The following is a 5,896-nucleotide window of genomic DNA, read 5'->3' as shown; positions in this document are numbered from 1 at the left end:
TCCATAATGATCTCATTCCGATCAATTGAAACAACTTCACCAGTGTCTTCATCCACGAAATCTTCGACCCATTTCTTCAACACTCTAGCAGCAAGCTTACGTCCAACAGCTTTCTTCAAACCCGACTTATTTACCTTAACTTCATCAGCTAATTCAAAAAGTTCAAGAATATCCTTATCTGAATCATAACCGATGGCACGAAGTAATGTAGTTACAGGGAATTTTTTCTTACGATCGATGTAAGCATACATGACGTTGTTTACGTCGGTAGCAAACTCGATCCAGGAACCCTTAAACGGAATTACACGGGCTGAATACAATTTAGTTCCGTTGGTGTGACGGCTTTGACCGAAGAACACACCTGGAGAACGGTGAAGCTGGGATACAATTACCCGTTCCGCACCATTAATAACAAAAGTTCCTTTAGGTGTCATGTAAGGGATCGTTCCCAAATAAACATCCTGAACTATTGTTTCAAAATCTTCATGTTCCGCATCGTTGCAAGACAAGCGAAGCTTAGCCTTCAACGGGACGCTATACGTTAAACCACGCTCGATACACTCGTGTATATCATAACGCGGGGGATCAATGAAGTAATCAAGAAATTCTAAAACGAAGATGTTTCTTGAGTCAGAGATCGGAAAATTTTCAGAGAACACTTTGAACAAACCTTCTTGATGACGGTTGTCTGAAGTAGTTTCCAGTTGAAAAAATTCCCTGAAAGATTGTAATTGAACATCCAGAAAGTCAGGATAATCCATCACATGCTTACTGGTAGCAAAATTTACTCTTTCGGATTGCTTAATTTTGTTTGCCAAGGGACTGAGAATTTATTTAAGTAAATAAACTTCGACTTGTTTCCCGCGAGGTGCGGAGATGTAAGTCATACATCAAATGGGTATTATAGAAATGGCAATAGACCCCGATGAAAATCGGAGTCTAAGGCCATAAAGTTATGAATTGAGATTACTTAATCTCAACAGTAGCTCCAGCTTCTTCTAGTGCTTTTTTCAATGATTCAGCTTCTGCTTTATCAACACCAGTTTTTACTTCTTTTGGTGCACCGTCAACTAAGTCTTTAGCTTCTTTCAAGCCTAAGCCTGTAAGATCTTTAACCAATTTAACAACACCTAATTTAGAACCACCAGCTTCTTTCAAGATTACATCGAAAGAAGTTTGTTCTGCTGCTGCCGCTGGTGCATCACCACCTGCTGCTGGACCTGCCGCTACAACTGCTGCTGCTGCTGGCTCGATACCATACTCATCTTTTAATATTTGAGCTAATTCGTTAACCTCTTTTACTGTTAAGTTTACTAATTGCTCAGCAAACGATTTTAAATCTGCCATTTTATTTTATTTTAAAATTTCTGTACTTGAATAATTTAATTGAACTTTCAGGTAGTTCTTTAACCTCTTTCTTGTAATGTTTTAACAATTCCTGCAAGTTTGTTTCCACCTGACTGTAAGCCAGAGATAACATTCTTAGCTGGAGACTGAAGCAATGCAATAATGTCTGCTACTAATTGTTCCTTAGATTTAAGGTTAACCAATGCATCCAATTGATTGTCGCCAATGAATACGGCGGAATCAATGTATGCTGCTTTAAGTACTGGCTTATCACCACTTTTTCTCAATTGTTTAATCAGTTTTGCCGGAGCGTTTGCTGATTTTGAGAATAAAATAGATGATGATCCTTTTAGTACATCAAAGATTTCGCTATAATCACCTTGAGAAGCTTCCATAGCTTTTCTGATCAAGGTGTTTTTAGCAACCTGCATTTTGATACCGTTATCGAAACATTTGCGGCGAATATCATTTACTTTTGCTACAGACAGATTTGCTGTATCGGTAATGTAGAAATTACCGTATTCAGCAATCGTTTCTGTTAAAGCAACGACAGCGTCGTGTTTTTCTTCTTTTCTCATGATTAGATCCCCGCTACTGATTTAGTTTCAATTTCGATTCCCGGACTCATAGTCGAAGACATATGTATGCTTTTGAAATAAGTTCCTTTGGCTGCTGAAGGCTTCAATTTTGAAATTACCTGAATTACTTCAAGTGCGTTCTCATAAATTTTCTCCGCATCAAAAGATACTTTTCCAATAGAGGCATGGATAATTCCTGTTTTGTCAACCTTGAAATCGATCTTACCACCTTTAACATCCGTTACTGCTTTACCCACATCCGGGGTAACAGTTCCTGATTTAGGGTTAGGCATAAGGTTACGAGGACCTAAAACACGTCCAAGTTTACCTACTTTAGCCATAACACTAGGCATTGTAATAATGATATCAACGTCAGTCCAACCGCCTTCTATTTTGGCAATGTATTCATCTAAACCTACGTAATCTGCACCTGCTGCCTTAGCTTCTGCTTCCTTATCAGGAGTACAAAGAACTAAAACACGGACAGTTTTACCGGTTCCATGAGGTAGAGTTGCAATACCACGTACCATTTGGTTCGCTTTACGCGGATCTACACCTAAGCGTACGTCCAGGTCAACCGAAGCATCAAATTTGGTAGTTGTGATATCTTTAACCAGAGCCGCAGCTGCAGTTAATGAATATGCTTTCCCAGCCTCAATTTTTGAATGTGCCTGTTTTTGATTTTTTGTTAATCTAGCCACTTCTTAAACTGATTTGTATAATTAATTATTCCAGGGTGCATCACCGCTAACGGTAATTCCCATACTGCGTGCTGTACCAGCAACCATTTTCATGGCTGACTCGACAGTAAATGCGTTCAAGTCGGTCATTTTATCTTTCGCAATGCTTTCAACCTGCTCCCAGTTTACACTGGAAACTTTCTTACGGTTGGGCTCTGCAGATCCACTCTTTAAACCCGTGGCGTCCAATAATTGGATTGCTACAGGAGGAGTTTTGATGATAAAATCGAATGACTTGTCGACATAAACAGTAATTACAACCGGTAAAACTTTACCTGGCTTATCTTGGGTACGCGCATTAAATTGCTTGCAAAACTCCATAATGTTCACACCCTTCGCTCCCAAGGCGGGACCTACTGGTGGAGATGGATTTGCAGCGCCGCCTTTGATCTGTAATTTTATTAAAGCACCGACTTCTTTTGCCATTTTTATTGATTTATTTGTAACTCAATGTTAGTAGTGGAAGCTATGTAACATTTAAGACTGTATGGAGATGTGAGAAATGAGATGTGAGATGTGAGAAATTCTCAAATCTGTTGTCTCATATCTCAAATCTATTCCTTTTCGACTTGCATATAATTCAACTCAAGTGGTGTCCTTCTTCCGAAGATCTTAACCATCACCTTAAGTTTCTTTTTCTCTTCATTAACCTCTTCGATAACGCCTGTAAACCCGTTAAATGGACCATCCATTACTTTGACGTTCTCACCAACATAGTAAGGAACATTCATGGATTCTCCCTGTTCAGCCATTTCATCAACCTTACCAAGGATCCGGTTAACTTCAGCCGCTCTCATAGGAACTGCATTACCGCCTTTATCGCCAAGGAAACCAATAACACTATTGATTCCTTTAATAACATGTTCAAGCTCGCCATCTAAAGCGGCTTCAATAAGAACGTAACCAGGATAGAAGTTCCGCTCTTTAGCGATCTTCTTACCATCTTTCATCTGGTAGAATTTTTCCATCGGTATCAATACCTGAGGTATTAGATGGGAAATTCCAAGTCGATTTACCTCTGCTTCTAAATACTGCTTAACTTTCTTTTCTTTACCGCTAACCGCCCTAACCACATACCATTTCAATTGATCGCTCATAGTAACTTAATTAGGAAAGAGAATTATAGAACAACTTCAGCGCTCTGCCCGCCGTTTCGTCCATAGCCAGAATAATTAGCGATATAATTATAGATGCTATTAACACCAATACAGCTGAATTTTGCAATTCTCCCCAAGTAGGCCAGGTAACCTTCTGGGTCATTTCGGTATATGATTCTTTTATAAATTCTACTACGTTAGCCATCTTTTATTTAGCGTAAGCACGGGAACAAGGATTCGAACCCTGATCAAAGGTTTTGGAGACCTCTATTCTACCATTGAACTATTCCCGTCAATATAAACTGCGTTTTATCAATAAAAACTCAGCCTGTGTATTATAAGAAAACATAAGTCCACAATAAAGGGACTTATGTTATCCAATTAACCTTTATAAGAAATTGATTACTTTACAATTTCAGTCACCTGTCCGGCACCAACAGTTCTACCACCTTCACGGATAGCGAAACGAAGACCTTTTTCCATCGCGATTGCGTTGATCAGTTTTACGCTGATTGTAACGTTATCACCTGGCATAACCATTTCTACTCCTTCAGCAAGAGTGATCTCACCTGTAACGTCTGTTGTACGGAAATAGAATTGTGGACGATATTTGTTAAAGAATGGAGTGTGACGTCCACCTTCTGCTTTTGATAATACGTAAATCTCAGCTTTGAAGTCAGTGTGCGGGGTTACTGAACCTGGTTTACAAATAACCATACCACGACGGATATCAGTTTTCTCAATACCACGTAACAATAATCCAACGTTATCACCAGCTTCACCTCTGTCTAATATCTTACGGAACATCTCAACACCTGTTACTACAGATTTTAAGTTTTCAGCTCCCATACCTAAGATATCAACCTGCTCACCTGAGTTAATTACTCCTCTTTCGATACGTCCAGTAGCAACAGTTCCACGACCAGTGATCGAGAAAACATCTTCAACCGGCATAAGGAAAGGAAGTTCTGTCAAACGTGGAGGAATTGGAATGTAGTTATCTACAGCTTCCATTAACTCAAGAATTTTACCAACCCACTTAGGATCGCCATTCAAACCACCCAAAGCAGAACCTTGAATAACTGGAATATCATCACCTGGGAATTCGTAGAAGCTTAATAGTTCACGGATTTCCATTTCTACTAATTCAAGTAATTCTGGATCGTCAACCATGTCAACTTTATTCATGAAAACTACCAATGAAGGTACACCTACCTGACGGGCAAGAAGGATGTGTTCACGAGTTTGTGGCATTGGACCATCAGTTGCAGCAACTACGATGATAGCACCATCCATTTGAGCAGCACCTGTAACCATGTTCTTCACATAATCCGCGTGACCTGGACAGTCAACGTGAGCATAGTGACGGGTAGCGGTTGAATACTCCACGTGTGCAGTATTGATGGTGATACCTCTTTCTTTTTCTTCAGGAGCAGAGTCAATTGAATCAAATGAACGTGCTTCAGAAAATCCTGCATCAGCTAATACTTTCGTAATAGCGGCTGTAAGTGTAGTTTTACCGTGGTCAACGTGACCTATAGTACCGATATTTAAATGCGGCTTACTGCGGTCAAATTTTTCTTTTGCCATTTTGTTTTATACTAATTATTAGGTTAATTTTATTATTGTTCTAATTCTAAAATACAATCTAGAGCCAACGATGGGACTTGAACCCATGACCTCTTCCTTACCAAGGAAGTGCTCTACCGCTGAGCTACGTCGGCTTATTGCTTGCTCTCAGGTTCATGTCATTCATCTGAAGTGTAAACCAATGAACCAACATCTGGCAAACAATGAACCGTTGAGCGGAAGACGAGGTTCGAACTCGCGACCTATAGCTTGGAAGGCTATCGCTCTACCAACTGAGCTACTTCCGCTTGTTAATTTGATAATTAGCAAATGAGCAAATTAGCAAATCGGGCAACATTATTAACAAAATTCACAAAGTTCTAGATAACCAATGCTTCATTTGCTAATTCTCAAATTTGCTAATTTGCTAATTTGATCGTGGGGGGGGAAGGATTCGAACCTTCGAAACCGAAGTAACGGATTTACAGTCCGTCCCATTTGACCGCTCTGGAACCCCCCCAACATTTCTGAGCCTCCTATCGGGATCGAACCAATGACCTACTGA

General features: G+C 39.8%; 7 protein-coding genes, 4 tRNA genes and 1 pseudogene. All 12 read right to left on the bottom strand.

Features of this window, described 5'->3' with window-relative positions:
- Positions 1 to 818, bottom strand: a pseudogene (gene rpoB, locus WBJ10_RS12010) (DNA-directed RNA polymerase subunit beta); the annotation flags it as partial.
- Positions 819 to 966: 148 nt separating this feature from the next.
- Positions 967 to 1,347 carry a 50S ribosomal protein L7/L12 gene (gene rplL, locus WBJ10_RS12005; RefSeq protein ID WP_424290600.1) on the bottom strand — a complete coding sequence of 127 codons (381 nt, stop codon included), beginning with the start codon at positions 1,345 to 1,347 and terminating at the stop codon, positions 967 to 969.
- A gap of 59 nt (positions 1,348 to 1,406) precedes the next feature.
- Positions 1,407 to 1,925, bottom strand: coding sequence for a 50S ribosomal protein L10 (gene rplJ / locus WBJ10_RS12000; RefSeq protein WP_424290598.1), 519 nt, complete (start codon positions 1,923 to 1,925; stop codon positions 1,407 to 1,409).
- A gap of 2 nt (positions 1,926 to 1,927) precedes the next feature.
- On the bottom strand, positions 1,928 to 2,626 hold the full coding sequence (gene rplA, locus WBJ10_RS11995) for a 50S ribosomal protein L1 (RefSeq protein WP_424290596.1): 699 nt from the start codon (positions 2,624 to 2,626) through the stop codon (positions 1,928 to 1,930).
- A 21-nt stretch (positions 2,627 to 2,647) separates the two neighbouring features.
- Positions 2,648 to 3,091: a 50S ribosomal protein L11 gene (rplK, locus tag WBJ10_RS11990; RefSeq protein ID WP_079700630.1), complete on the bottom strand. Its 444-nt coding sequence runs from the start codon at positions 3,089 to 3,091 to the stop codon at positions 2,648 to 2,650.
- 128 nt (positions 3,092 to 3,219) lie between these two features.
- Complete coding sequence (gene nusG, locus WBJ10_RS11985) at positions 3,220 to 3,762, bottom strand: transcription termination/antitermination protein NusG (RefSeq protein WP_424290594.1); 543 nt, start codon at positions 3,760 to 3,762, stop codon at positions 3,220 to 3,222.
- Between the two features lie 10 nt (positions 3,763 to 3,772).
- Entirely contained in the window at positions 3,773 to 3,967 is a 195-nt protein-coding gene (gene secE / locus WBJ10_RS11980) for a preprotein translocase subunit SecE (protein ID WP_424290592.1), read from the bottom strand.
- A 17-nt stretch (positions 3,968 to 3,984) separates the two neighbouring features.
- A tRNA-Trp gene (locus tag WBJ10_RS11975) sits at positions 3,985 to 4,055 on the bottom strand.
- Positions 4,056 to 4,164: 109 nt separating this feature from the next.
- The gene (gene tuf / locus WBJ10_RS11970; protein WP_424290590.1) at positions 4,165 to 5,352 is read right to left on the bottom strand and encodes an elongation factor Tu; all 1,188 of its coding nucleotides are present in this window, start codon (positions 5,350 to 5,352) and stop codon (positions 4,165 to 4,167) included.
- Between the two features lie 62 nt (positions 5,353 to 5,414).
- Positions 5,415 to 5,486 (bottom strand) — tRNA-Thr (locus WBJ10_RS11965).
- Positions 5,487 to 5,566: 80 nt separating this feature from the next.
- Positions 5,567 to 5,639: transfer RNA gene (locus WBJ10_RS11960), tRNA-Gly, on the bottom strand.
- Positions 5,640 to 5,770: 131 nt separating this feature from the next.
- Positions 5,771 to 5,851 (bottom strand) — tRNA-Tyr (locus tag WBJ10_RS11955).
- Positions 5,852 to 5,896 lie beyond the last annotated feature (45 nt).

The sequence above is a fragment of the Daejeonella sp. genome, assembly GCF_049655485.1.
Taxonomy (GTDB): Bacteria; Bacteroidota; Bacteroidia; order Sphingobacteriales; family Sphingobacteriaceae; genus Daejeonella.
Note: the sequence above shows the minus strand (reverse complement) of the source record. Positions and strands in the feature narration are given on the sequence as shown.

What these genes read in the sequence shown, in the direction of transcription:
- rplL (WP_424290600.1), bottom strand. Translation starts at nt 1,347, where the DNA reads ATGGCAGATTTAAAATCGTTTGCTGAGCAATTAGTAAACTTAACAGTA.
- rplJ (WP_424290598.1), bottom strand. Translation starts at nt 1,925, where the DNA reads ATGAGAAAAGAAGAAAAACACGACGCTGTCGTTGCTTTAACAGAAACG.
- rplK (WP_079700630.1), bottom strand. Translation starts at nt 3,091, where the DNA reads ATGGCAAAAGAAGTCGGTGCTTTAATAAAATTACAGATCAAAGGCGGC.
- nusG (WP_424290594.1), bottom strand. Translation starts at nt 3,762, where the DNA reads ATGAGCGATCAATTGAAATGGTATGTGGTTAGGGCGGTTAGCGGTAAA.
- secE (WP_424290592.1), bottom strand. Translation starts at nt 3,967, where the DNA reads ATGGCTAACGTAGTAGAATTTATAAAAGAATCATATACCGAAATGACC.
- tuf (WP_424290590.1), bottom strand. Translation starts at nt 5,352, where the DNA reads ATGGCAAAAGAAAAATTTGACCGCAGTAAGCCGCATTTAAATATCGGT.